Raw genomic sequence first — 22,424 nt, forward strand, 5'->3', positions numbered from 1 at the left:
GTGCGGCCGATCGACCCGATGACCGTGGCGGTGCGGTAGGGCGCGAACGGGCCGAAAATATGGCAGCTTTGCGGCACTGGGTGAAATGTTTGTAAGCTGGCACCCCCGACTCGCCCTTGATTCAACCGACAGGAGAAAATAGTGGCGGCAGGCCCTCAAATCGCGAAACGCGCGCCCGCCCCGGTGATGTGGAACCGGCGCGAACTCTCGGAGATCCTCAACGTCTATGGCCGCTATGTCGCCATGGGCGAGTGGAAGGATTACGCGATTGATGGCCTGGCGGCCAACGCCGTGTTCTCGATCTTCCGCCGGGCCAGCGAAGTGCCGATGTTTGCCATCATCAAAACCCCCGCCGACGCCCAGCGCCAGGGCATGTACAAAGTCGTGGCGGTTGACGGTCAGGTCCTCAAACGCGGTCATGAACTGCCCCAGGTCCTGCGGGTCTTCGACAAGAAACGCTTCTCGGTCGTGGACTGATCACCGGGTGCCGGACAAAGAAAAACCCCCGAAGCCAGGCTCCGGGGGTTCGGTCTTGCAAATCCGCCCGCGATCAGTTGCGATTGCCCATGAAGCGCAGCAGAAAGAGGAACATGTTGATGAAGTCGAGATAGAGCGAAAGCGCTCCGTGGACCTTCATCTTGGCCGCCAGTTCCGGCGTGCCGCCATATTCGTAATAGCTGATCTTCAGGCGCTGGGTGTCATAGGCGGTCAGGCCGGCAAAGATCAGGACGCCAACGGCCGAGATCACGAATTCCATGGCGCTCGAGGCGAGGAATATATTGACGATCGAAGCCAGGATGAGCCCGAACAGCCCCATCATCAGGAAGGAACCCATCCCGGTCAGATTACGCTTGGTGGTGTAGCCATAAAGGCTCAACGCGCCAAACGCCGCCGCCGTGACGAAGAATGTGTTGGCGATCGAACCGGCCGTATAGACCGCGATGATCGAGGACAGTGAAATACCCATTACGCCGGCAAAGACATAGAACAGCGTCCGCGCCATGCCCGAGCTAAGCTTGTTCAGCCGGAATGAAATCAGCATCACCATGCCCAGCGGCGCGAGCATCACGACCCATTTCAGCGGGGTATTGAAGACCGTGGCGCCCAGCGGCGTCACACCGAAACTTTCAGTGCCGATGCCGACAAAGAAAAGCTGGGCTGACAGGATCGCGGCGCCCGCTGTCACCAGCAGGCCGATTGTCATCAGATTGTAGATGCCAAGCATATAGCTGCGCAGACCGGCATCGATGGACATGTCCATCGGTGGCGCGCCGGCATGGGTGCGGGAGAAATCATTCATCGTTTCGGTCTCTCATTCCTGTTTCCGCCCGATCAGGCGATTTGCAGACAATATCGGGCCGCCGCGGCACGATTGCAAGCCGGGACTGGAAGGCTTCGCATCCCCCCTCTTGGCATTTCAGCTCTGGGTCGAGTTGAGCGCCCTGGCCGCCGGTACCGAGAGCGCGGCCCGTGCAACGAGGGCGCCGCCAGCCGCCGCCGACAGGATGGCCACCGCGCTCACCGCCGCAACCGCCATCCAGTCCGGCGCCCACACCGCCTCGACCAGCCGGGTCATCACATACCAGGCTGGCGGGATCGCCAGCAGCAGAGCCAGCACGGTCGCCATCACGCCGACCAGCCCGAATTCCAGCGCGAAGATCGCCAAAACCCCGGCCGGCGTCACCCCAAGGGTCTTGAGCAGGGCCGCATCGGTAACGCGCCGCCGCGCCGCCGCGGCAAAGGCGCCCAGCATCACCAGAGCCCCCGCCAGTGCCACAACACCAGCGACCGCATTGATCGCCACCGTTGTCTGCGCGAACACCCCGGCGGCGGCCTGCAGGCGCTCGCGAACGCGATAGATCACGGTATCCGGGAAGGCCGCGCCAACCGCCCGGGCGATCGCGTCCTCGAATTCCGGTTGCGCCCGCAACAGAACCGTCTGGGTCGGATTGGCGGCTTCCAGCGTCCCCGGCGCGAAAATTATGGCGACATTGACCCCGAAACCACCCCAGTCGATCGTTCGAAGGCTGGCAATCCCGGCTGTGATTTCACGCCCCAGGATCCGGAAGGTCACACTGTCACCCACACCGACACCGAGCCCGCGCGCCGCATCCCCCTCGATCGAGATCAGCGGCGGTCCGGCATAATCCTCCGGCCACCATTCGCCGGCTTCAAGCACGGCCTCCGGCGGCATTCGGGCCAGATAGGTCAGGCGTGTTTCGCCATCGACCAGCCAGCGTTCTGACGGCGCAACGGTCTCGAGGTCCAGCGGTTCGCCCCGGAGCCCGGTGATCCGGCCCAGCAGGGCCGGTGCCCGGCGGTAGCGCGTCGTGTCGGTGATCTGGGCGCCGGCCTCAGCCGCGATCTGATCGAATTCATCGCCGCGATCAGACGCTATCTGGGCGATGACCAGGCTGGGCAGATTGGCGGGGGCGGTATCGCGGATCTGGGTTACCAGATTGTGCTGCACCAGCGTCACCACGGCGAGCAAGGCCAGACCAAGCCCCAGCGCCGGCGCCGCGACCGGTGCCACCGAGCCGGGACCGCCCAGCTGGGTCAGGGCCAGACGCAAGCCACCACGGGCCCGGTGCGCCAGCCCGGCGGCCAGCCGCCGCAGACCGAAGGCCGCGCCCCAGAGCAAGACGAAAACGACGACGGCAAAGCCCAGCATAACGCCGGCCACCATGGGAGACGGGCTGAACAGCACCGCCAACGCCACGAAGACCATCCCGGTCAGCATGGCGGCAATCCGCTCGCTCCATGGCGTCGCACTCTGCCCTCGCACCTCGCCGCCCAGCAGGGCTGCCGGCGGTGTCGCCCGGGCCCGTCCGACCGCCGGCAAGGCGAAGGCCAGCGCCGAGAGCATGCCGAACAGCACAGCCAGCCCCAGCGGACCGGGATAAATCCCCGCCTGGACCGGAATCGGCAAGGCATCGCCGAACGCCCGGACCAGGGCCATCGGTGCCAGTGCCCCCAGCGCGGCGCCGAGCAGCGAGCCGGCCAGCGCCAGAGCCAGAATTTGCAACAGATAGGCCAGCCGGATGGTGGCCCCGTCAGCACCCAGCGCCTTGAGCGCGGCTATCGACCCGGTTCGCGTCGACAAAAAGGTGGAGACGGCCTGCGCCACCCCCAGCCCGCCCGCCAGCAAGGCGGCCAGACCGGCCACGGCCAGGAAAACACTGAGATTGTCGAGCAGATCGTCGAACTGGTCGCCGAGATCATCACGCGTGGTGATGTCGATGCCGTGCTCGCGCAAGCGCGGCGCCCACTGCGCCTCGAGCGCTTCCAGGTCGGCATTGTCATTATCGAGCCGCACCCGCAATCCCGAGCGATAGATCGAGCCGTCACGCATCAGGCCCGCACCCTCGACAACGTCCAGCGCGACCAGAAGGCGCGGCGCGAAATCGAAACCGAGATCGAGCCGGTCGGGCTCGCTCACCAGTTCGGCACGCAATTCAAAAACCTCGCCGGCCAGTTCAATCCGGTCACCGATCCGGGCATTGAAGACCCGGAAAATGTCGGGATCGGCAGCAGCGCCCGCAATCCCGTCCTGCGGGGCCAGAAGGTCATGGAGCGACCGATCAGGCAGGGTCACGACTGTGCCGAGCAACGGATAGGCCGGATCGACGCCCCGCAGCCGGACCAGCCGGCGGATATCGTGGACACTGGCCATGACATTGATGTCCGCGATTTGCGAAACCTGCCCGGCCAAGCCCATCTCCGCCACCAGATCATCCGGCAAGCCGGCACGCTGAACAGAGAAGGACAGATCGCCTCCGAGGATCCGGCTCAGCTCACCGGCAACGCCGTGGCGGAACATCGCGCTCGCCGACCCGGCCGCCGCAATCGCGGCGACGCCAAGCGTCAGGCAGGCGAGGAAAACCAGGAAACCACGTGTACCAGCGCGCAATTCCCGTCCGGCGATGCGCAGGGCCAGACCCGCATTCATGACTGGATCGCCCCGTCACGCATTTCAATAATGCGGCCGGCCCGGTTGGCGAGGTCACGATCATGGGTGACAAGGACCAGCGCCGCACCGTGCTGACGCGCGGCCTCGAACAGGAAATCGGCAATCATCCCGCCCGCGGCCGTATCGAGATTGCCGGTGGGCTCGTCAGCGAAAATGATCTCCGGTCCCACGGCCAGCGCCCGCGCCACCGCGACGCGCTGTTTCTCGCCGCCGGAAAGCTGGCCGGGATAATGCGTCAACCGGTGCTCCAGCCCGACCTGGGACAGGGCTTCGGTGGCGCGCTCACGCACCCGGTCCTGTCGCGCGATCTCGAGCGGCGCCATGACATTCTCCAGCGCCGTCATGGTCGGCATCAGATGGAAGGACTGGAACACAAAACCGACACGGCCGCGGCGCAAGCGGGCCAGCTCGCCCTCATTGCGGCCGGTCACAGGCTCGCCGAGCAGGGTGATCTCACCGGATGTGGTCCGTTCCAGCCCGGCGGAAACCGCCATCAGGGAAGATTTTCCCGATCCCGACGGGCCGATGATCGCCACGCTCTCGCCAGCCCGCACGTCGAGACTGACATGATCGAGAATATGGATCGGCCCCGATGCGGCCATCAGCGTCAGTTCGACATCGCGTAGCGACAGGACGGGAGGCAAGCTGGTATCTGTCATTAGGGATCCGGGATTTGCGTTGATATCGAATTTCGATATATGTCATAGAATGTCGTTCGGCAAAGGCCTTGTTTAAGATGCGTCACATGCTTCACCTTGTCGTGATCGGCCTGCTTGCCCTCACCGCGCCGGGCTTCGCAGCGGCGGACGAGCCGGCCTACCGGCTGGTCGTGCTCGGGGACAGTCTGAGCGCCGGCTTCGGGCTGAATGACAGCGAGGCCTTGCCGGCCCGCCTCGATGAGGCCCTCGCGGCGCGGGGTCTCGACCAGGTTGTCGTGGTCAATGCCGGCGTCTCAGGCGATACGACGGCGGGCGGTCTGGCCCGGTTTGATTTCTCGGTGGATCCCGAGGCCGACGGCGTCCTCATTGCGCTTGGGGCCAATGATGCCCTTCAGGGCCAGCCACCGGCACAGGCACGGGCCAATCTGGCGGCGATGATCGATCGGGCGCGGGCCCGCGATCTCGACATCATCCTCGCGGGCATGCGCGCCCCGGTCAATATGGGCGTGGAATACCGCGAGCAATTCGATGCGATCTATCCCGACCTTGCGCAGGCCGAAGATATCGCGCTCTACCCTTTCCTTCTGGCGCCCGTCGTGCTGCACCCTGAATTCCTGCAGCGCGACGGGCTGCACCCGACGGCCGAGGGCGTTGACCGGATGGCCGCTCCGCTGGCGGACTTCATCGCCACGGCGCTGTTCGGCCTGCCCCGGCGAGAGGCGGCACCATGAGTCAGCGCCTGTTTGCCGCGATCGGACTGCCGGACAGTGTGTGCGATCCGCTTCTGGCACTGCAAGCAGGCCTGCCCGGCGCCAGCTGGCGGCCGCGTGAAAATCTGCATCTGACGCTGCGCTTTTTCGGCGATATTGATGAGCGCAAGGCTGAAGATCTCGAGTTCGAGCTGGGGAAGATCACGGCACCGGCCTTTGATCTCACGCTCAAGGGGGCCGGCTGGTTCGGCCGGCTGGATCCCCATGCGCTGTGGATTGGCGCCGAGCCGGACCCGGCACTGCTGGCCCTGCAAGCCAAATGCGAACGCGCGGCCCGACGCGCCGGGATCGCCGCGGAGACACGCAATTTCGTGCCCCACATCACCCTGGCCTATCTCAGGAAAACGCCGGTGGACGCACTGGCAGGCTTCACGCAGGCGCTCGGCACTTTCCGGTGCGATCCGGTGCGGATCTCACATTTCAGCCTCTATGCCAGCTGGTTAAGCCGCGGCGACGCCAATATCTATCAACCGGTCACCCGCTATCCACTGAGCTAGACTATTCCTCGATATCGACCTCAAAGGCCGACGGCAGCACCGTCACCTGCCAGCCACCCTCCAGCTGGTAGAGCCAGAATATGTCGCCATAGGCCTGATCGGCCAGACGCCCGTCGCTGCAACCAACGGCCTGGGATGCGTCCAGGCCGGCAAATTGCGTCAGCCAGAGGCAGCTGGTGTTGGAATGCTCTGCGACCAGTGTCCAGCGGGCATCCGAAGCGGCCGCATCGGCAAAGGCGGCGGCGCGACTGCGCGTGATCACGTCCTGCGCCGCACAACCTGTCTCCAGGCCGTCCCCCGCCTGGTGGGCGATGACCGGCTGGCCTCCCGCCTCGGCGGTCCGCAGGGTCCGGCAGGCGGCACTTGAATAGGCCTGGTCAACCGCCGGAGTACCGATCAGTTCGGCCAGCCGCACCACCATGGCCTCACCCTGAGGGCTGAGCGGGCAATCAAGCGCATTGCAGTCCGAAGAGATCTTGCGCGCATGCCGGACGACCAGAATATGCCGGTCAGCGCGCTGGAGATCGGCAGACCGGTCGGTCGGGGCCCGTTCCAACAAGCCCGGACGGTCAAAGCCCGTCATGGTTTCGGGCCCGGCACAAGCGGCCAGGATCGACAGAAGTGCAAGCGTCGTAAACAAGCGTTTCATGCGGGCCTCGTGTCCGGTTCGCGCGGAGCATAGAGCGGTGCCCTGGGCGCATCCAGCCCTAAAGGAGCGGGCGCCGTCTAAACGTCCCGCCGCATCGGCAGGCAGACAGTGATCACCGTGCCGGCCTCCGCACTGCTCTCGATCTCCAGCGTGCCGTCCATCAATGTGGCCAGGCGCCAGCAAATCGCCAGCCCGACACCGCCATCACCGCTCATATTGGCAAACTCGGCACGAACACGCTCGATCACCTTGGGCGGAAAATATAATTGCTCCACCGTCGCCGTGAACTTCACCCAGGCAAGCCCCTCGCCCTCTTCCTCGACCTCGAGCAGGCCGCGCAGGATGCCGGGCGGGCTGTGCTTGATCACGAGCGCGGCGAGCGTTGAAAACAGTTGCCGCGTCAATCGGCTATCGCCGATCACCTGCTTCGTCGCAGCGGGCGTGATTTCAGCGGCAAACACCAGACCCTTGTCACGCGCGGCGGGCTCAAAAAGGGCTTCGACCGATTTGAGGATGTCCGCCGGTGAGAAGGCCTGATTGCGAACTTCGACCTGGTCCGATTTCAACTGCGACAGGTTGGTCACGACACTAACGCGCGCCAGCATGGTCTGGGCAGACTGCTCCATCGTGGCCAGCAGTTTACGTTGCGCCGGATCAAGCGCGGTATTCCCGAGCAGGCTGCCAAGCCCGATAATCCCGTTCAGCGGGGTTCGCAATTCATGGCTCAACCCCAGCAGAAAGTCAGATTCATGCTGGCTGGCCACCCGCTGGGTCTCCGCCGCAGTCTTGAGTTCGCTCTCGAGCGTCGTGCGGACACTGACCTCATGCTCAAGCGCCGATGCCGACTGCTCGAGGCTCTCCATCAACCGCCCGAATCGCCAGGTCAGCTGAACCACCCCGAGCAGAAAGAAGATCGTCGCCACCGTCTCACAAGCCCAACGGACCCAGGTCTCCAGGACCGTGCCGATCTGAACTGTCTGGCCGCCGTCGGCCAAGATCGGACCAACCAGCAGAAAGACGAGATGGATAAGGTGATACCCGCCCCAGATCGCCATCCCCACAGCGATGAGGCCGAGTTCACGCGAAATTCCGGCAAAGCTGATCGCCCTCAGATTCCGGGCCATAACGAACAGCGTTAGAGCCAGCGCGAGGACGACGAAGACATCTTGGACAGCCGTTGACAGCATGAAGTTCTCACTCATGCGCGGCCCTACAGACGGGCCACGGGGCAGTCTATTGCCCGTCCAGGAGCGTCACATCGTGATACCCCGGTCAAACCGGCGGCGCAAAATCACTCGTATCGTGCTGTCTGTAAAGCGTTAACTGGCCCGATGAATTAAAGATGCGTGCGCTTGACTCACCAGGCGGGTGCGAAAACGTGCCGATCCTCAATCATTACGGCCCAGCCGGCGCTTGCGCCGCGCCAGCAACTGAAGCCGAAGCGCATTGAGACGAATAAAGCCGGCCGCATCCTTCTGGTCATAGACCTCGTCCTCTTCGAAGGTGACGTGCGCCTGCGAGTAGAGCGAGTGATCGGAGCTGCGACCCACGACATTGACGGAGCCCTTGTAGAGTTTGAGGCGGACATCGCCGGTGACGAATTCCTGGCTGGCATCGATCGCTGCCTGCAACATTTCGCGTTCCGGCGAGAACCAGAAGCCCTCATAGAGCAGTTTGGCATAGCGTGGCATCAGCTCATCCTTGAGGTGGGCTGCACCGCGATCGAGGGTAATCTGCTCGATCCCGCGATGGGCCGACATCAGGATCGTACCGCCCGGGGTCTCGTAGACACCGCGTGATTTCATGCCGACGAAGCGGTTTTCGACCAGGTCGAGCCGGCCAATGCCGTGCCTGCCACCCAGCTCATTGAGCCGCGTCAGCAGGGTCGCCGGGCTCATCGCCTTGCCATCAATGGCACAGGCATCGCCGCGCTTGAAGGAGATGGTGACGTATTCCGGAGTGTCGGGCGCATCTTCAGGCCGCACCGTGCGCTGATAGACAAGCTCGGAGGCTTCCTCGGCCGGATCCTCGAGCATCTTGCCTTCCGAGGAGGTGTGCCAGAGATTGGCATCGACCGAAAACGGTGCCTCGCCGCGCTTGTCCTTGGCGACTTCAATGCCGTGCTCTTCAGCATAGGCAATCAACTTGGTGCGCGAATTGAGGTCCCATTCGCGCCAGGGCGCAATGACGCGAAGATCCGGGTCGAGCGCATAGACGCCGAGCTCGAAACGGACCTGGTCATTGCCCTTGCCGGTGGCACCATGAGCGACCGCATCGGCACCTGTCTCGTGGGCGATTTCGACCAGACGTTTGGAGATCAGCGGCCGCGCGATCGAGGTGCCGAGCAGATAGAGCCCCTCATAAACCGCATTGGCGCGCACCATCGGGAAAACGAAATCGCGGACAAATTCCTCGCGCAGATCATCAATGAAAATCTCCGACACGCCCGCAGCCTTGGCCTTGCGTCGTGCCGGTTCCAGCTCCTCGCCCTGGCCGAGATCGGCGGTGAAGGTGACCACTTCGGCGTCATACTCATCCTGGAGCCATTTCAGGATCACCGATGTGTCGAGCCCGCCGGAATAGGCGAGGACGATCTTCTTCACTTTGGCTGGAGTTTTCATGGCCGCGCATCCCTTCGCATTGTGTGCAGCCCGCGTAGCGCCCCCGCCCTTTGTGCGCAAGTGGTCCGGCCGATAAATCGCAAGGCAAGCGGTAGATAATACGCATTCACCGCTGGACAGACAGCTGGCGCACAGCAATCTACCAGCATGGTTACACGCCCCATATCAGCTTTCTCCGGTTTTGCCGGTCGCCGCGCCCGTTTCGAGCACGACCGGCCTGACGCTGCGACGGCACGTGAATTGTTGGCGCGCCTGCTACGCCGCGCCCGTGAAGAAAGCCTCGTCACCGCCGCAGACCTGCGTCATCACCTGCTGCGCGCCGGTATCGATATCGAAATGCCGCGGCTGACCGATGCCCGCAGTTTTCTCGATAGCGATATGGCGCTCGACGCCGCAGCGATCGAAGCCGGGCTGACCCCGGATATCAGCCGCTTCCTGTTGCAAATTCTCGATGGCGATCTGGCGATCGAGAATTTCCCCGTGTTTGAAAACCGGATCGCCAATATCTACGCCCACGCCCAGGCCGCCACGGGCGGCGAGGTCGCCGGCTATATCCCCGAACTGGCGAAGCAGGACCCGGACAGTTTCGGCCTTGCCGTCTGCAGTATTGACGGTCAGCGGATGGCCCTGGGCGATGCACAGACACCCTTCTGTCTGCAATCCGTAATGAAACCACTGAATTACGCGCTGGCCCTGGCCCTGAACGGCGAGCGTTTTGTCCATCATCATGTCGGCCGTGAACCTTCCGGTCTGGGCTTCAATGAATTGACGCTCAACCACGACAATCGCCCCCACAACCCGATGATCAATTCAGGGGCCATCATGTGCAGCGCCATGATCCGCCCGGGACGCCCTGTTGCCGAGCGTTTCGACATGCTGATGCGTTTCTGGAATTCGGCTATTGGCAGCCAGGCCTGCGGCTTCGACGAAGCCGTCTACCGGTCAGAGCAGGGCACGGCAGAGCGCAATTTCGCGCTGGCGCGGCTGATGGACAGCCATGGTGTCTTCCCGGAAGGCAGCATCGTCGATCGTGCGCTTGATCTCTATTTTCGCAGTTGCGCCATGACGCTCGATTGCCGCGCCCTGTCGGTCGCAGCCGCCACCCTGGCCAATGGCGGCGTCTGCCCGCTGACAGGTCACCGTATCGCGGAGCCGGCCACGGTCCGCAATACGCTGTCCCTGATGCTGACCTGCGGCATGTATGATTTTTCAGGCGAGTTTGCCTTTGTTGTGGGCCTGCCAGCAAAATCGGGCGTGTCGGGCGGTTTGATGCTGGTTGTGCCGGGCGTTTGCGGTATCGGCCTTTGGAGCCCGCCCCTCGACCGGCTCGGAAACCCGGTCCGCGGGCTGGAATTCTCTCGCCGCCTGGTCGAGGCTTTCCCGTTTCACATTTTCGCCGGAACGACGGACGGACCGGCATAGCCCGCTGGACTTTCGCCGCGGCTCTTCGCACCTTGTGCGCCACCACCAGCCTTCGGGAGTCCGCCTCATGCGACGTCATCTTGTTCTGATCACCGGCGCCTCTTCGGGCATTGGCAAGGCGCTGGCACGCGAATTCGCCGCCAATGGCTGGGACCTCGCGCTGACAGCGCGGCGCCAGGACCGGCTCGAAGCCCTGGCCGAGGAAATCAAGACCCAGTATGGCGTCGACAGCCTGGTTATCGCGGCCGATCTGTCCAAACCTGCCGCACCAAAAAAAATCATCGCTGCGGTGGAAGCAGCCGGGCGCACGATTGACGGGCTGGTCAATAATGCCGGCTTCGGCCTTCCGGGCACCTATACCCAGACCAGCTGGAAACAGCAGGCTGATTTCCTGCAGCTGATGCTGGGCAGTTATGCCGAGCTGGTGCACCGGGTGATGCCCGGCATGCAGGAACGCGGCTATGGCCGCATTCTCAATGTCGCCTCGGTCGCCGGCCTGATGCCCGGCTCGAAGGGCCATACGCTATACGCTGCCGTGAAATCGGCGCTGATCAAATTCAGCCAGTCACTCCACTTTGAAGGCAAGGAATACGGCATCCACGCCACAGCGCTATGCCCGGGCTTTACCTATTCCGAATTCCACGACGTCAATGAAACGCGCGACCTGGTGTCGAAAATGCCGTCCTATTGGTGGCTGACCGCCGAGCAGGTCGCGGAGGCCGGCTATAATGCCCTGCAACGCAATCAGCCGATCTGCGTGCCCGGGCTCTGGTATAAATTCCTCACCGGCCTCAACCAGGTCCTGCCGACCCCGGTCTCGATGTGGATGATGGAGCGCAGCAGCGGCAGTGTCCGCCGCGGCGAGGTGGACCCGGCAAGCCCGGACGCCGGAGATTGATCCATGCTCGACCTTTCCCTGTTGCCGCTTTTTCTCGCCGGCGGTCTGGCGCTGGCGCTGACACCGGGACCGGACATGGCCTTCACCCTCGCGACCACAGCCTCGCGCGGTCTGCGCGCCGGGCTGGGCGCCGTGGGCGGCATCATCACCGGCGGTGCGATCTGGACGATAGCGGCGGCAATCGGGCTGGCCGCTCTCCTGACAGCCTCCGAACATGCGCTCTCGGTCATCCGCTATGGCGGTGCGATTTATCTGCTGTGGCTGGCTTGGCGGACGATCCAGACACTTGACGCCGCGCCGCATGCCCAAGCATCGGCCTCGGCTTCACAGGCATTCCTGCGCGGCTTGATGACCAATCTGCTCAATCCCAAGGTCGGGCTGTTCTTCCTCGCCTTCCTGCCGCAATTTACCAATGCCGAACTAGGCCCGGTCTGGATCCAGATGCTGATGCTCGGCGGGATATTCTTCGCGATGGGGACGATGGTCCTGGTTGCCATCGCGCTGGCGGCCGGTGCGGCGCAGGCCCGCCTCGCCCATTCGCTGACTCTGCGGCGGGCATTGAACGGCCTGGCCGCGACGGCGTTTGGTGCGCTCGGTTTGCGCTTGATCTTCAGCAGCAATACCGACTAGACCTGCGGCTTATGTTACAAGCTGATCCCCGCCTGATCGTCGCGCTCGATAAGCCGACTATCCCCGACGCATGGGCGCTTATCGAAGCGCTCGGCGATACCGTCAATTTCTACAAGATCGGGCTGCAGCTCATCCCGATTGGCGGCATGGAATTGAGCGCGCGCCTGAAACAGGCCGGCAAGCAGGTTTTCCTCGATTACAAGCTGCACGACATTCCCGCGACGGTCGAAAAAGCGACCCGCAGCCTCGCCGATACCGGCGCCGACCTGCTGACGGTCCATGCCGAACCGGCCGTGATGCGCGCCGCCGTCGCGGGCCGCGGCGATAGCGGTTTGAAAATTCTCGGCGTCACCGTGATGACTTGCTATGACGACGAAATGCTCACTGAAATGGGTTATGCCTTCGGGGCGCGCGATCTGGTGATGCGCCGGGTTGAGCAGAGCCTGGAAGCCGGCGTCGATGGCGTCGTCGCGAGCGCCCATGAGGCCGCCGAGATCCGCCAGAAGTTTGGCGGCGATTTCCTCATCGTCACGCCGGGGATACGGCCTGCAGGCGCCGCAGCTGATGACCAGAAACGCGTCGCGACACCCGGATCGGCCTTGCAGGACGGCTCGACCCATCTGGTGATCGGCCGGCCCATCAATGCTGCGACCGATCCGGCCGCGGCAGCGCGTGCGATCATCACGGAAATGGCCGCAGCATCGCCATCGCCGGGAACGGCCTAGCTCGCATCCAGCGGGTCAGGGGTCAGGGATAGACGCGGCGCTGCGCAAGATGCGGCACAGGCGCAGGCACCGTCGCGTGATCGAGCGCCCGCACTTGCCGCACCCGATGACCGGGACCGGCATGTCCAGTGCGGACCTGGCCGTCGGCCGCAATCAGGATCACGCCGCGATAGCTGTAGACCGGAGCGAAGGGCCGCTCGACACCGCCCACAAGGGTGCCACTGAAGAAATCATCGCCCAGGTGGACGGTTTCGGCCTGGGGCGCCGTCTGGTGTGCTGAGCGACCGGAAGCCGAAACAGGCTGCTGTGGCGGCCATTGCCGGCCCGCCAGCTGCGTCCCCTGCACCCGCAGGCCCGGGCTTTGCTGTGAGGTTGTGACGGTTCTGTCGTGATGACGCTGCGAAGCCGCCGATGGCCGGCTGGCTGGTCTATTCGCACTGTAACTCACGGGTCGAACCGGATCGGAGCGTGCAAGGACGGGTTGGCTGCCAGCCGCCGGCCGAAGCGAGACGGATTGCGGGGCAGTCGGCATCACGGCCGGCCGGGCCGCCATCTGCTGCGGTACCGGCCTTTGCAGCGCTGCGCTCTCCGCGTCGGGCATTTCCGTGAAGCGGCAAGGCGAGCCGGTATAACTGCCTTCCAGCGCCTGGCGGATCTCGTCAGCGCTACAGATACGCTCCGCCCCCCCGGCCAGGCGGGGTTCTGTTTGTGACTGACCGAGAGCAACCGAGTTGGTCGCCGCGACCGCCAGAATCAAGGCGAGCAAGCGTTTCATTACGGCACACTAGCCCGGACCAGACCCCGCTCAAAGCGAGCGCACCCCGCAGGCGAATCCATCGATTCAAAAGCAGCTCTCAGGGGTAGGTGGCTTGTAAGCGGTCGGCGTTCGGCAGGACCTTTGGCCGCGGTCAGAAGTCGCTGGCCATGCCCTTGCGTTCCCAGTCTCCAAACCGGGTTGGCTCAAGGCCTTTCGGGCCACCGGTTTCGGCCGGACCATTGGCCGCTTCATCAATCGCGGCCCGCCTCGCCTTCGCTTCGGCCAGGGCGCGCTGCGCCGCAGGTGTCAGCAGCTTGTCAGGGGCTTGGGCGGCGGCGGGAGATTCCGGGGCATCTTGCATCCCTCTTCGTTACAGCGCCGGGAAGGCCGCGCCAAGCACGGAACTGCAACCGAGGGGTGCCGCCAGGATTATTAGACGTGGCCCGGCCGCCGTGCTAGCTGGCGCGCATGAGTGATGGACTGGATCCCCGCCGGGTGGCTGCCCGGGCCTATTCGCTTGTGCTCAAACAGCACAAAACGATTGAATCTGCCCTGGATCGCGATCCGGGCTTTGCGGCCATGAGTGATCGCGATCGCGGTTTTGCCCGCGCGATCGTCTCGACGACCTTTCGCCGCCTCGGTCAGACCCGGCTGGTGCTGAACAAATTTCTCGCCAGACCGATCGAGGAGAATGCTGCCCCGATCCAGGCCATATTACTGACTGGCGCCGCGCAATTGCTGTGGATGGGCGTGCCACCACACGCGGCCGTCTCCTCGGCTGTTTCGCTGGCCGATGAAGACGATAAATCGCGCCGCCTCAAAGGTCTGGTCAATGCCGTGCTGCGTAAGGTCGACCGCGAAGGTGGCGCGATCGCCGGCGCAACCGCGCCGCAGGAAAACCTTCCGGAATGGCTGGTCCAGAGCTGGCGCACCGCCTATGGCCCGGGCCAGCTCAGCAAGATCGCCAATGCGCTGCTTGAAACCCCGCCGCTTGATCTGACGGTCAAAAATCCGTCCGAGCGCGAACACTGGGCCGCCGAACTGGGCGCCACGATTCTGCCCAATGGCACATTGCGGCGCGCCAGCATCACCGATCTGACCACCTTGCCCGGCTTCGCCGAAGGGGCCTGGTGGGCCCAGGACGCCGCTGCCGCGCTTCCCGCACAGCTGCTGCGGGTCAAACCGGGCGAGACGATTGTCGACCTCTGCGCCGCACCCGGTGGCAAGACGATGCAGCTCGCGGCCATGGGCGCCAAGGTCATCGGTGTCGATGTCTCGGCGCAACGCATGAAGCGGGTCAGCGAAAACCTTCAGCGTACGGGTCTGGAAGCCGAACTCGTGGTCGATGATGGCCGTACCTGGCGCCCCGATAATCGCGTCGATGCCGTTCTGCTCGATGCGCCCTGTACCGCCACGGGCACACTGCGCCGGCACCCGGAGGGCGCGTGGATCAAGCGCCCCGAGGACGTTGCCAAGCTGCAATCGCTCCAGTTCGAGCTGATCAAATCAGCGATCCGGATGATCAAGCCGGGCGGGCGCCTCATCGTGTGCACCTGTTCGCTTCAGCCCCAGGAGGGCGAAGCGTTGGCCAATACGATCTCCAATTATGAAAGCCTGGCCCCGTTCGCCATCACCCGGACCGAGCTGACCGACCTCGCCGAATCCGTCACCAAGGGTGGATTCATGCGGGTTACACCAGCGGTCTGGCGCAGCCATGGGGGCATGGACGGCTTCTTCATCGCCCGCTTCTCAAAACGCGCCTGATTGATCACTGTTTCAGCGGGATCGGCGGGCGTGTCTTGCACGCGTGCAACAGCACTGTTATCCGATCTGTCATGGGCGCTCCGGTTTACATTTCACCATCCATCCTGTCGGCGGATTTCGCCCGGCTCGGCGACGAGGTTCGCGCGATCGACGCGGCCGGCGCCGACTGGATCCATATTGATGTGATGGATGGGCATTTCGTGCCCAATCTGACCATCGGGCCCGGCGTCATCAAAGCGCTGCGGCCGCATAGCGAAAAGCCGTTCGACGTCCATTTGATGATCACGCCCGTCGACCCCTATATCGAGGCCTTCATCGAGGCTGGCGCCAATATCATCACGGCGCACCCCGAGGCGGGTCCGCATTTCCACCGCACGGTGCAGGCGATCAAGGCACGTGGCGCCAAGGCCGGCGCGGCGCTCAACCCGTCGTCCTCACCCGATATGATCGACTATGTGCTCGATGAGCTCGATCTCGTGCTGGTGATGAGCGTCAATCCGGGTTTTGGCGGACAGAGCTTCATCGACAGCCAATTGCGCAAGATCGAAACCCTGCGCGAACAGATCGAGCGCCGGGGGCTGTCGACGATTATCGAAGTCGATGGCGGCGTCACCCCGGCCAATGCGGGCGCCTGCATCAATGCGGGCGCCAGCGCGCTCGTCGCCGGCTCCGCCGTTTTCAAGGGCGGCCCCGACCTGTACCGGCAGAATATCCAAGCGTTGCGTGGGTAGCGGCAATGGCTGGCGCTGTCCGTCTGTCTGACTATCCGATTGCCGCCATCCAGGCACTGAGGCGCGAGGCCTCGTCGACCGTCAATGCCATCGGCTTGCTGCGGTCAATGCGCGCGCTTGGGCCGATTCCCGAGGCCCTCTGCGCCTGTCCGGCGGATTTTTATTCGGGCCATGCCGGGCGCGGTGCCGAAATTCTGGCCGGCCGGTTTGCACTGGCCGGGGACCAGCTCGATGCGACCTCCGGCAAGGCCGGCATCTGGTCACGCTCGACGCCGTCCCGCGCCTTCGCCCGCAGCCTGCATGGTTTTGGATGGTTGAGGGATTGCGCGGCCGCGGACGAGTCCGGCGATGAAGCGCGCCGGCTCGTCGATGCCTGGATCCAGGGCTTTGGCCGCTGGAACAGCTTTGCCTGGTCGCAGGACGTGTTGTCTTCCCGGCTGATGAACTGGTTGCGCAGCGGCGAATTGCTGTTCGCAGCGCCGTCCGGCGGCGACGAGGACGAAGTCCGGCGTCACGCCGCACGGCTGCGCTGCCTTGTGCGGCAGACACGCTATCTGCAACGGGCGCTGCCTCTGGCACCGGATGGCATCATCCGGCTTCGTTGCGCCGCAGTGCTGACCCTGGCCGGGTTGTGCCTGCCCGGCGAGGCCGCAATGCTCAAGGCCGCGATCTCAGCCTATAGCCATGAAATCGACCGACAGGTCCTGCCCGATGGCGGACATTTGTCCCGAGCGCCGCGCGCCGTCGCTGAAGCGTTGATTGATCTGGTTACTGTGCGCGATGTCGCCGCCGGACTTGAGACGGAATTACCGGCCTCGCTGCAGCGCGCCGTCGAGCGTCTGGCGCCGATGGCGCGCTTTTTCCAGACGGTTGATGGCGGACTGGCAAGTTTTCACGGCGGCGGCGAGGGTGACCGGGCCGCATTGGCGGCTGTGCTCGAACGCGGTGACATCAAGTCGCGGACATTTGGGTTCGCGCCTCATTCCGGCTATCAGCGCGCCCATGCGGGCGGCGCCACCGTCTTGCTCGATGTGGGCGAACCGCCGCGCGGCGCGCTGAGCGTCGAGGCCCACGCCTCCGCGCTTGCCTTCGAATTGTGCACCGCCAGCGGCCGGCTCGTCGTCAATTGTGGCTGGGCTGATGATCAGCCCGCCAATTGGCGAGAAGCCGTCCGGGCGACCGCGGCCCACTCGACCCTGACCCTGGAAGAAACCTCCTCGGCACGCCTGCTGTCTCCCGGCTGGCGGCGCACACTTCTCGGACCCCGGCTCGCAACCTCGCCCGGACCGGTCACGGCGCGGCGCAATGAAGAAGAGCTGGGCGTCTGGCTTGAGGGCGGCCATGAAGGTTATCGGGAACAATACGGGCTCTCGCACCGGCGCCGGATCTTCCTGGCGGCCGATGGCGGCGATGTCCGCGGTGAGGACGCCCTGTTCCGCCCGATTGATGACGGGGCGCCCGATGATGTCGAAATACGCTGGCGTTTTGCCATCCGCTTCCATCTCCATCCCGGCGTCCGCGCCTCACTGGCGCGGGACTCGATGAGCGTGCTGCTGGTCCAACCGTCCGGCGCGGGATGGCGTTTCCGGTGTGATGGCGAGCCAATCCGCCTCGAACGCTCCGTCTATCTCGCAGCCGGAGCCCCGCCCCAGCGTGCCACCCAGATTGTCGTGCAGGGCGAAGCAGAACCGTTCGGGGCAGGCGACCGGCCACCAAATCGTGTACGCTGGGCGTTTCAGCGCCTTGGCCGTATTGGCGGCGCTGCGGGGGAATATCCATGAGTACACCACGCCCCGACGCGCCGATGCCCGTATCGACGGGCAGCAAAATGACGATGATCTGGGTCGCCCTGTTTGATCTCGGGGCTGGCGCAGCCTCCATGTGGGCGGCGATCCACATCCGATATCTGTTCGAGGGCCACCCGCCGCCCGACTCCATCATGCTGCAATCGGTTGCGGTGTTTGCGCTCGCCTGCGCGGTGGTTTTCCCGGTCCACGGCCTGCATCGCGGCCTCTGGCGCTACACAGCGCTCAATGATGCCGCCCGCATCCTGATGGCGATTGTCATTGCCAATCTGGTCTTCCTGCCGATCCTCTTCCTGATCAACCGGCTTGATGGCTTCCCGCGGACCAGCCAGTTGATCGAGATTCCGATCCTGATCGGCCTGATGCTCGGCTCGCGGCTGATCGTGGCCTCCTGGCGCACGCGCGGCCTGCAATCGGTGTTGCAATTTGAAGATCGCAGCAAGCCGGCCGCCATTCTGGTGGGCACAGAGGAAGACCTCGATACCGCCCTGCGCGACCTGGCGCGGCGCAATGGCTCTGCCCCTTTCCGGCCGAAAGGTTTGATCGAGCCCAATCTCGCCCTCGCCGGCCGCGCCATACATGGCGTTCCGGTGCTGGGAGGTCTGGGCGTTCTGCCGGCCGCACTCAAACGCTTGTCGGAAGCCGAGAAACTGCCTCCGCGTCTGGTGCTGGCGGGAACTCATACGGATGCCGAGCTGGTCAATGCCCTGGTCCGGATCGCGGCGCGCTCGGGCGCCAAACTCTCCCGGGCGCGGCCGGCGGAGGGGCCCGGCGCTTTCTCGCCGGTCGAAGCCGCCGATCTGCTGAACCGGCCGCCGCGGGCGCCCGACCTGGAGCCGGCCCGCCCCCTGATTGAGGGCAAGCGCGTACTGGTGACAGGCGCGGGCGGCACGATCGGATCGGAACTGGCCCGACTGGCAGCCAATCTCGGCCCAGAAAAGCTGATCCTGCTCGATTCCTCGGAATCCAATCTCTACGAGATCGACCTCGAATTCGCCGCCCGATCACCGCGAGTGGCATGGCGAGCTGTCCTCGGCGATGTCCGCGACGCGGTGCGACTGGATCAGGTTTTTTCCGAAGAAAAGCCAGACGTCGTTCTGCACGCGGCGGCGCTGAAACACGTACCGATGAGCGAACGCAATCCGGGCGAAGCGGTGCGCACGAATGTGCTCGGAACGATCCAGACCATCCAGGCGGCAGTCCAGCACGGAGCCCAAGTTGTGGCCCTGATCTCGACCGACAAGGCCGTCGAACCGACCAATATCATGGGCGGCACGAAGCGCGCCGCCGAACTCTTCGCCCAATCCGCAGCTGTGCCGGGCAGCCCGACACGGATCTGCGTTGTCCGCTTCGGCAATGTCCTGGGATCGACCGGGTCGGTGGTGCCACTCTTTGAACGTCAGATCGAGCTGGGTCGCGCCATCACGGTGACCGATCCGGAAGCCACTCGTTATTTCATGACGGTCGAGGAAGCATCCGGCCTGGTATTGTCCGCAGCGGCGCAGACGGCCGCCAATGCATCATTGAATGGCGCGCTCTATGTTTTCGACATGGGCGAACCGGTCTCGATCCTGCGCCTCGCCCGCCAGCTTCTACGCCTGCGCGGCCGCGATCCGGACGCGCCCGGCACGCTCTCCGTCGTCGGCCTCCGGCCTGGCGAAAAGCGGCATGAAAGCCTGGTCTATCCCTTTGAACGAACACAAGACACCACGGTTCCGGGCGTTTGGCTCGTTGATGGCCCCAGCACTGACCCGCGCGAGATAGAGGCCCGGCTGGCCACCCTGCTCTCAGCCGCCGAAAGCCAGGATGTCGAGGCTGTGAAACTGGCCCTGAAGCAGGTGTGCGGCCTCGGCCCGGCCGCGCCGATCTGATTGACATGTCCGACCGTCATGCTACCTCCGCGACCAACCCAATTGATTGCGAATGAATGGAGCCCTGCCCATGCCCGATCTGGATCTAGTTCCGCTTCGACGCGCCCTGATATCCGTGTCGGACAAGACCGGCCTGATCGAGCGGGCACAGCGCCTGGCGGCGGCGGATGTAGAAATTCTCTCGACCGGCGGCACACTGAAGGCGCTGCACGATGCCGGCATTGCCGCCCTCGATGTCGCCGAAGTGACTGCCTTTCCCGAAATGATGGATGGCCGTCTCAAGACCCTGCACCCGCGCGTCCATGGCGGTCTGCTGGGCCGGCGCAATAACGATCAGGACGTTACGGATATGGCGCAGCACGCCATTCCGGCGATCGACCTGCTCTACGTCAATCTTTATCCGTTCGAGGACACCGTCGCGAAGGGTGCCGAATACGCCACCTGTGTCGAGAATATCGATATTGGAGGGCCGGCGATGATCCGGGCTGCGGCCAAGAATCATGCCTGGGTGGCGGTCTGTGTCGATGGCGAGGACCTCGACGAAGTGCTCGACGCCATCGAAGCGCAGGCCGGGTCCACATCGTTGGACCTGCGCAAGCGGCTCGCAGCGAAGTCCTATGGCCGGACAGCAGCCTATGACGCCGCGATCTCCAACTGGTTTACCGATTCCCTCGACATCCCGACACCGAGCTACCGCGCCTTTGGTGGCCATCTGCTCCAGCCCCTGCGCTATGGGGAAAACCCGCACCAGGCCGCTGCGCTCTACCGCACGTCGGAAATCCGGCCCGGTATCACCACGGCCCGCCAGATACAGGGCAAGGCGCTGAGCTTCAACAATCTCGCCGATGCGGATGCGGCCTTTGAGCTGGCCGCCGAGTTTGACCCTGAAAGCACGGCCGCAGTCGTAATCGTCAAACACGCCAACCCCTGCGGCGTCGCGCTTCACGACAAGCTGACCACGGCCTATGAGAACGCGCTGACGGCCGACCCGGTGTCAGCCTTTGGTGGTATCGTGGCGATGAATCGCAAGCTCGATGCCGAAACTGCGAATGAAGTGGTGCGGATATTCACCGAAGTCGTCGTCGCGCCTGATGCCGATGAGGACGCCCTGGCGATCCTGTCCGCCAAGCCGAATTTGCGTGTGCTCCTGACCGGCGCGCTGCCAGACCCGGACCAGACAGGCTGGCTGGTCAAGACGGTCGCTGGCGGACTTCTCGTCCAGGAACGCGACACCGGCCGCGTCCTCCCCGCCGAGCTGAAAACCGTGACCAAACGCGCTCCGACCGAGCAGGAGCTCAACGACCTCCTGTTCGCCTGGAAAGTGGTCAAACACGTCAAATCCAACGCGATCGTCTATGTCCGCGATGGCGCTACAGCCGGCATAGGCATGGGCCAGACCAGCCGGCTCGAAGCCGCACGCCTGGCACTGAGCAAGGCCGAGGCGACAGCGGTGGAGAATGAGTGGGACGCCGCGCACACCCAGGGCTCGGTCTGCGCCTCTGACGCCTTTTTCCCCTTTGCCGACGGCCTGAAAGCCGCAATCGAGGCCGGTGCAACAGCGATCATCCAGCCAGGCGGTTCGATCCGCGATGACGAAGTCATCGCCGCCGCCGATGAAGCCGGGTTGGCGATGGTGTTCACCGGGATGCGTCACTTCCGCCATTGATACGGACCCGCCGGGGCCAATGTGAATCAACTAAACATTGACGCGGCGGGCCGCAACGGCACATTGGCGCCATGATGTTCAGTTTTTTCCTCCGCGCCATTCCTGCCGCCCTGGCCATTGCCGCAACCGGGCTGGGTGCCTATGCCAGCTCCAATGCGAGTGGTTTTGGCGTGCCACAGCGGACGCTGCAAGAGCAGGCCGAATTGCTTCGGCCCTTCACCGATATCCGAATTCCGGAGATGGCGACGGGGCCGGTCCCCGCCGTTCTGATGTTTCATGGTTGCGGCGGCTTGCGTCAGGTCCAGGAGGACTATGCCCGCTCGGCCCTGGATGCCGGATATGGCGTTCTGATCATTGGATCGAATGCGGCGCGCGGGATCGACCGGTTTGCAGCGATGAGCCAGGTCTGCACAGGCCTGCGTCTATGGGGTCGCGAACGCGCGGCCGACGTGTTTGCCGGACTCTATCTCGCCCGCGAGGACAGCCGAATTGACGCGTCGCGGCTGGCCCTGATCGGCTGGAGCCATGGTGGCTGGACCGTGCTGGAAGCACTCGACGATGCCGGCCGCCAGGTCGCGCCGGAGGCCCTGGAACACGGTCTCGGGCCGGTTCCGGATCTCGCCGGTGTGCGCACAGCGATGACGCTCTACCCCTATTGCGGCTTTCCAATGCGCAGCAATGGCCGTGAATATGCCCGCGACATTCCCCTGCACGCCATTCTGGCGGAGAATGACATGATCGCGCCACCGGGAGATTGCGAACGCCTGTTCGAGCGCTCCGAAACGGCCGGTCACCGCGTCGATGTCCAGGTCTGGCAAGGCCTGACCCACGCATTCGATGAGCCGAATCCGCCGCCAGACCCGCGCATCAATTTCGATATTGATGCGGCCGAACAGGCGCGCAGCGACTGGCTGGAAACCCTCAGCCTGGAACTCGCCCCCTAGAGCGCATGCAACAGCCCTTGCACGGGGCCCGACCCTGTGTCGAAC

Annotated in this window: 21 protein-coding genes; 13 read left to right on the plus strand and 8 right to left on the minus strand. The window is 64.3% G+C overall.

Annotation, left to right across the window (positions count from 1 at the left end):
• Positions 1-186: 186 nt before the first annotated feature.
• The gene (locus tag ACN0YJ_RS00480) at positions 187-477 is read left to right on the plus strand and encodes a DUF2794 domain-containing protein (RefSeq protein WP_417495171.1); all 291 of its coding nucleotides are present in this window, start codon (positions 187-189) and stop codon (positions 475-477) included.
• 73 nt (positions 478-550) lie between these two features.
• Here the strand turns inward: ACN0YJ_RS00480 and ACN0YJ_RS00485 are convergent, their stop codons facing one another.
• The 3 genes from ACN0YJ_RS00485 to ACN0YJ_RS00495 all read right to left on the minus strand — a co-directional run bounded on the left by ACN0YJ_RS00485 (position 551) and on the right by ACN0YJ_RS00495 (position 4,629).
• Entirely contained in the window at positions 551-1,300 is a 750-nt protein-coding gene (locus ACN0YJ_RS00485) for a Bax inhibitor-1/YccA family protein (RefSeq protein WP_417476486.1), read from the minus strand.
• Between the two features lie 117 nt (positions 1,301-1,417).
• Positions 1,418-3,949 carry an ABC transporter permease gene (locus ACN0YJ_RS00490; protein ID WP_417495019.1) on the minus strand — a complete coding sequence of 844 codons (2,532 nt, stop codon included), beginning with the start codon at positions 3,947-3,949 and terminating at the stop codon, positions 1,418-1,420.
• Positions 3,946-4,629 (minus strand): ABC transporter ATP-binding protein, encoded by a 684-nt coding sequence (locus ACN0YJ_RS00495; RefSeq protein WP_417495020.1) that lies wholly within the window; start codon positions 4,627-4,629, stop codon positions 3,946-3,948. Before ACN0YJ_RS00495 ends, ACN0YJ_RS00490 begins: the two co-directional genes overlap by 4 nt.
• A gap of 86 nt (positions 4,630-4,715) precedes the next feature.
• Here ACN0YJ_RS00495 and ACN0YJ_RS00500 point away from each other — a divergent pair, with 86 nt between their 5' ends.
• Positions 4,716-5,360 carry an arylesterase gene (locus ACN0YJ_RS00500; RefSeq protein ID WP_417495021.1) on the plus strand — a complete coding sequence of 215 codons (645 nt, stop codon included), beginning with the start codon at positions 4,716-4,718 and terminating at the stop codon, positions 5,358-5,360.
• Positions 5,357-5,896, plus strand: a complete 540-nt coding sequence (thpR, locus tag ACN0YJ_RS00505; RefSeq protein WP_417489208.1) for an RNA 2',3'-cyclic phosphodiesterase — start codon at positions 5,357-5,359, stop codon at positions 5,894-5,896. The genes ACN0YJ_RS00500 and thpR overlap by 4 nt, the downstream gene beginning before the upstream one ends.
• A 1-nt stretch (position 5,897) precedes the next feature.
• On the opposite strand, the gene ACN0YJ_RS00510 is transcribed toward thpR, so the two are convergent.
• The 3 genes from ACN0YJ_RS00510 to ACN0YJ_RS00520 form a co-directional block, all read right to left on the minus strand.
• Positions 5,898-6,545 carry a histidine phosphatase family protein gene (locus ACN0YJ_RS00510; RefSeq protein ID WP_417489209.1) on the minus strand — a complete coding sequence of 216 codons (648 nt, stop codon included), beginning with the start codon at positions 6,543-6,545 and terminating at the stop codon, positions 5,898-5,900.
• A gap of 77 nt (positions 6,546-6,622) precedes the next feature.
• A complete protein-coding gene (locus ACN0YJ_RS00515) occupies positions 6,623-7,732 on the minus strand; it encodes a sensor histidine kinase (protein WP_417495022.1) in 1,110 nt (369 codons plus the stop codon).
• Positions 7,733-7,933: 201 nt separating this feature from the next.
• Entirely contained in the window at positions 7,934-9,166 is a 1,233-nt protein-coding gene (locus ACN0YJ_RS00520) for an argininosuccinate synthase (protein WP_417476493.1), read from the minus strand.
• Between the two features lie 147 nt (positions 9,167-9,313).
• Between ACN0YJ_RS00520 and glsA the strand changes: the two genes are divergently transcribed.
• From glsA to pyrF, 4 genes are all read left to right on the plus strand, one after another.
• A complete protein-coding gene (gene glsA / locus ACN0YJ_RS00525) occupies positions 9,314-10,588 on the plus strand; it encodes a glutaminase A (RefSeq protein ID WP_417495023.1) in 1,275 nt (424 codons plus the stop codon).
• Positions 10,589-10,655: 67 nt separating this feature from the next.
• Positions 10,656-11,486, plus strand: coding sequence for an SDR family NAD(P)-dependent oxidoreductase (locus ACN0YJ_RS00530; protein WP_417495024.1), 831 nt, complete (start codon positions 10,656-10,658; stop codon positions 11,484-11,486).
• Positions 11,487-11,489: 3 nt separating this feature from the next.
• The gene (locus tag ACN0YJ_RS00535) at positions 11,490-12,116 is read left to right on the plus strand and encodes a LysE family translocator (protein WP_417476496.1); all 627 of its coding nucleotides are present in this window, start codon (positions 11,490-11,492) and stop codon (positions 12,114-12,116) included.
• Between the two features lie 11 nt (positions 12,117-12,127).
• A complete protein-coding gene (pyrF, locus tag ACN0YJ_RS00540) occupies positions 12,128-12,841 on the plus strand; it encodes an orotidine-5'-phosphate decarboxylase (RefSeq protein ID WP_417495025.1) in 714 nt (237 codons plus the stop codon).
• A gap of 22 nt (positions 12,842-12,863) precedes the next feature.
• Here the strand turns inward: pyrF and ACN0YJ_RS00545 are convergent, their stop codons facing one another.
• On the minus strand, positions 12,864-13,616 hold the full coding sequence (locus ACN0YJ_RS00545; RefSeq protein ID WP_417495026.1) for a hypothetical protein: 753 nt from the start codon (positions 13,614-13,616) through the stop codon (positions 12,864-12,866).
• A 133-nt stretch (positions 13,617-13,749) separates the two neighbouring features.
• Entirely contained in the window at positions 13,750-13,959 is a 210-nt protein-coding gene (locus ACN0YJ_RS00550; RefSeq protein ID WP_417495027.1) for a DUF1674 domain-containing protein, read from the minus strand.
• A 107-nt stretch (positions 13,960-14,066) separates the two neighbouring features.
• Here ACN0YJ_RS00550 and ACN0YJ_RS00555 point away from each other — a divergent pair, with 107 nt between their 5' ends.
• From ACN0YJ_RS00555 to ACN0YJ_RS00580, 6 genes are all read left to right on the plus strand, one after another.
• Entirely contained in the window at positions 14,067-15,362 is a 1,296-nt protein-coding gene (locus ACN0YJ_RS00555) for an RsmB/NOP family class I SAM-dependent RNA methyltransferase (protein ID WP_417495028.1), read from the plus strand.
• A 71-nt stretch (positions 15,363-15,433) separates the two neighbouring features.
• Positions 15,434-16,093, plus strand: coding sequence for a ribulose-phosphate 3-epimerase (gene rpe, locus ACN0YJ_RS00560; protein WP_417495029.1), 660 nt, complete (start codon positions 15,434-15,436; stop codon positions 16,091-16,093).
• Positions 16,094-16,098: 5 nt separating this feature from the next.
• The gene (locus tag ACN0YJ_RS00565; protein WP_417495030.1) at positions 16,099-17,874 is read left to right on the plus strand and encodes a heparinase II/III family protein; all 1,776 of its coding nucleotides are present in this window, start codon (positions 16,099-16,101) and stop codon (positions 17,872-17,874) included.
• Complete coding sequence (locus tag ACN0YJ_RS00570) at positions 17,871-19,769, plus strand: SDR family NAD(P)-dependent oxidoreductase (RefSeq protein WP_417476503.1); 1,899 nt, start codon at positions 17,871-17,873, stop codon at positions 19,767-19,769. The genes ACN0YJ_RS00565 and ACN0YJ_RS00570 overlap by 4 nt, the downstream gene beginning before the upstream one ends.
• A gap of 52 nt (positions 19,770-19,821) precedes the next feature.
• Entirely contained in the window at positions 19,822-21,435 is a 1,614-nt protein-coding gene (gene purH / locus ACN0YJ_RS00575) for a bifunctional phosphoribosylaminoimidazolecarboxamide formyltransferase/IMP cyclohydrolase (protein WP_417495031.1), read from the plus strand.
• A gap of 71 nt (positions 21,436-21,506) precedes the next feature.
• Positions 21,507-22,379: a dienelactone hydrolase family protein gene (locus ACN0YJ_RS00580; protein WP_417476505.1), complete on the plus strand. Its 873-nt coding sequence runs from the start codon at positions 21,507-21,509 to the stop codon at positions 22,377-22,379.
• Positions 22,380-22,424: the final 45 nt, after the last annotated feature.

This window comes from Maricaulis sp. (assembly GCF_048270095.1).
Lineage (GTDB): Bacteria > Pseudomonadota > Alphaproteobacteria > Caulobacterales > Maricaulaceae > Maricaulis.

Excerpts from the sequence above, each read along its gene's own strand:
- purH (WP_417495031.1), top strand. The coding sequence starts at position 19,822 with ATGAATGGAGCCCTGCCCATGCCCGATCTGGATCTAGTTCCGCTTCGA.
- ACN0YJ_RS00510 (WP_417489209.1), bottom strand. The coding sequence starts at position 6,545 with ATGAAACGCTTGTTTACGACGCTTGCACTTCTGTCGATCCTGGCCGCT.
- ACN0YJ_RS00535 (WP_417476496.1), top strand. The coding sequence starts at position 11,490 with ATGCTCGACCTTTCCCTGTTGCCGCTTTTTCTCGCCGGCGGTCTGGCG.
- ACN0YJ_RS00580 (WP_417476505.1), top strand. The coding sequence starts at position 21,507 with ATGATGTTCAGTTTTTTCCTCCGCGCCATTCCTGCCGCCCTGGCCATT.
- glsA (WP_417495023.1), top strand. The coding sequence starts at position 9,314 with ATGGTTACACGCCCCATATCAGCTTTCTCCGGTTTTGCCGGTCGCCGC.
- ACN0YJ_RS00520 (WP_417476493.1), bottom strand. The coding sequence starts at position 9,166 with ATGAAAACTCCAGCCAAAGTGAAGAAGATCGTCCTCGCCTATTCCGGC.
- ACN0YJ_RS00485 (WP_417476486.1), bottom strand. The coding sequence starts at position 1,300 with ATGAATGATTTCTCCCGCACCCATGCCGGCGCGCCACCGATGGACATG.
- ACN0YJ_RS00555 (WP_417495028.1), top strand. The coding sequence starts at position 14,067 with ATGAGTGATGGACTGGATCCCCGCCGGGTGGCTGCCCGGGCCTATTCG.
- ACN0YJ_RS00550 (WP_417495027.1), bottom strand. The coding sequence starts at position 13,959 with ATGCAAGATGCCCCGGAATCTCCCGCCGCCGCCCAAGCCCCTGACAAG.
- ACN0YJ_RS00545 (WP_417495026.1), bottom strand. The coding sequence starts at position 13,616 with ATGAAACGCTTGCTCGCCTTGATTCTGGCGGTCGCGGCGACCAACTCG.
- ACN0YJ_RS00500 (WP_417495021.1), top strand. The coding sequence starts at position 4,716 with ATGCTTCACCTTGTCGTGATCGGCCTGCTTGCCCTCACCGCGCCGGGC.
- ACN0YJ_RS00480 (WP_417495171.1), top strand. The coding sequence starts at position 187 with ATGTGGAACCGGCGCGAACTCTCGGAGATCCTCAACGTCTATGGCCGC.
- ACN0YJ_RS00495 (WP_417495020.1), bottom strand. The coding sequence starts at position 4,629 with ATGACAGATACCAGCTTGCCTCCCGTCCTGTCGCTACGCGATGTCGAA.
- pyrF (WP_417495025.1), top strand. The coding sequence starts at position 12,128 with ATGTTACAAGCTGATCCCCGCCTGATCGTCGCGCTCGATAAGCCGACT.
- ACN0YJ_RS00490 (WP_417495019.1), bottom strand. The coding sequence starts at position 3,949 with ATGAATGCGGGTCTGGCCCTGCGCATCGCCGGACGGGAATTGCGCGCT.
- ACN0YJ_RS00515 (WP_417495022.1), bottom strand. The coding sequence starts at position 7,732 with ATGCTGTCAACGGCTGTCCAAGATGTCTTCGTCGTCCTCGCGCTGGCT.
- ACN0YJ_RS00565 (WP_417495030.1), top strand. The coding sequence starts at position 16,099 with ATGGCTGGCGCTGTCCGTCTGTCTGACTATCCGATTGCCGCCATCCAG.
- thpR (WP_417489208.1), top strand. The coding sequence starts at position 5,357 with ATGAGTCAGCGCCTGTTTGCCGCGATCGGACTGCCGGACAGTGTGTGC.
- ACN0YJ_RS00570 (WP_417476503.1), top strand. The coding sequence starts at position 17,871 with ATGAGTACACCACGCCCCGACGCGCCGATGCCCGTATCGACGGGCAGC.
- ACN0YJ_RS00530 (WP_417495024.1), top strand. The coding sequence starts at position 10,656 with ATGCGACGTCATCTTGTTCTGATCACCGGCGCCTCTTCGGGCATTGGC.
- rpe (WP_417495029.1), top strand. The coding sequence starts at position 15,434 with ATGGGCGCTCCGGTTTACATTTCACCATCCATCCTGTCGGCGGATTTC.